This window comes from Caballeronia choica (assembly GCF_001544535.1).
Lineage (GTDB): Bacteria > Pseudomonadota > Gammaproteobacteria > Burkholderiales > Burkholderiaceae > Caballeronia > Caballeronia choica.
In genome coordinates, this window is the sequence record NZ_FCON02000405.1 from 1 (window position 1) to 1804 (window position 1804).

Here is a 1804-nt window from a genome sequence, read left to right on the forward strand (position 1 = left end):
ATCGTGACCGCTGATTCCGTTTTATCGTGACCGCGGTTTCCGGTTGATCGTGATCGGCAATTCCGGCGATCGTGACCGGCGGTCGGCGGGAGGTGTTGCGTGGAACAAATTCTATCCTGAAGGGCTACGCGGCGTCGCCGGCTTTGAGCGTGATGCCTGCTTTTTGAGCGGACTTTCTTAACGACTCTCCTGCCAGTGTGATGCGGTGAATGCGGTGCATCAGCCGATCGAGAATGGCGTCAGCGATGGTAGGGTCCCCGATCCATGCATGCCAGTGCTCGACGGGTAGTTGGGCGGTGATGAGGATGCCGCGACTGCTGCCGCGGTCGTCAATGAGCTCAAGCAAGTCGTTGCGTGTGCTCACGTCCAGCGGAGCGACGGCCCAGTCGTCCAGCACGATCAGATCGGTTTTGGCCATCTGCAGGAGCCATTTGCCGAAGCCGCCGCTGCCATGCAGGATGCGCAGTTCCTCGGCGAGCCTGGGCACGCGCAGATAAGCGACGGAATGGCCGCGTCGACAGGCATATTGCGCCAATGCGCAAGCGAGCCAGGTTTTGCCGACACCGGTCGGACCGCCTACAAGCACCGTGTGGCCGGTAGCGATCCAGTCAGACAGTACGAGGCTGGTGATCTGTCTATGATCGATGCCCCGGGCCGCCCGGGTATCGAGATCTTCGATGGCGGCCTGTGGATACTTGAGGCGGGCACGCTGCAACAGGCGAGCGAGCTTTCGGTCGTTGCGCCAGAGCAGCTCACGGTCGATCAGCAAGGCCAGGCGCTCTTCAAAGGCGAGCGCGCTGGCGGCGGGCTGGGCAAGCTGTTCTTCGAGCGCAGCGGCAAAGCCGTCGAGCTTGAGCGAGCGCAGTTGGGCGAGCGTGGTATGGGTCATCATGAGGTTGAAGGTCCTGGTGATTGGCGCCGGGCGCGAAGGCAGGCTCAAGGGCGGGTGCAGCCCGGCGTAGCACGCCCTTGAGGGCGACCAGAAGGTCAGTCGCGGGTCAGGCTGTGCGCAGCCTGGTGAGCGGCGGTGTCACTGGTAGTAGCTGGGGCCGCGCAGATGCGCGTGGTCGGGACTGGTCCACTCGGTTGTGGCCGCAGCGGCGACCCGGTCGCGGTCGGTTTCGAGCACACTCCTGACATGGCGGTACTGATACGCGCCCAGCTCCAGAGCGACTGCGCAGGCGGCTTCGAGACGATCGTTGCCATAACGCTTTGCCAAACTCAGTAAGCCTAGACAGGAGCGATAGCCGTGTTCGGGATGCTTGTACTGTTCGAGCAGGCGGCGCACGACTGCGCCGGTGGCGCTGCCGATCTGCTGGCCCCAGTGGATCAGTCGTTGCGGCGACCATTCGAGGTGAGCGCGGTGCGCGGCGGGCATGTGCTCGGCCACGGTCGTGAAGCCGCCGGCGCTCGCGCGCAGGTGGGCCGCAACGCGCTGGCCGCGATGCAGCAGCTCGACGGCATGCGCGGTGATGCGGGCGTCCAGCGTCTGGCCGACCAGCGCGTGCGGCACGCTATAGCGATGCTTGCTGATCTCGACGTGGTGGTCGATGTGAACCTTGACGGTGCGGAACTGCGCGATCTCATACGGGATCGCCGGCAACGGGCGCAGCGCCGGGGCGTCCAATGCAGCGAAGGCGCTGGCGCGGCTGCCCGGCAGCTTCTGGAAGGGGCGCTCATTGAGCGTGGGCAACAGCGCGGCAATCGCGCGATCTACCGCGTACACCGTCTCGAACCGCTGATGGCGCAGTCGCGCCATGATCCAGCGTTCAACGATCTGGACTGCAACCTCGACCTTGGCTTT

The 1804-nt window shown here is 64.7% G+C and carries 2 protein-coding genes; both read right to left on the reverse strand.

Annotated elements, in window-relative coordinates; translation table 11 throughout:
- Positions 1-124: 124 nt before the first annotated feature.
- On the reverse strand, positions 125-892 hold the full coding sequence (istB, locus tag AWB68_RS44495; protein ID WP_087650405.1) for an IS21-like element helper ATPase IstB: 768 nt from the start codon (positions 890-892) through the stop codon (positions 125-127).
- A gap of 138 nt (positions 893-1030) precedes the next feature.
- Positions 1031-1804: Mu transposase domain-containing protein (locus AWB68_RS44500; protein ID WP_143282058.1), on the reverse strand; the 774-nt coding region annotated here is incomplete at its 5' end.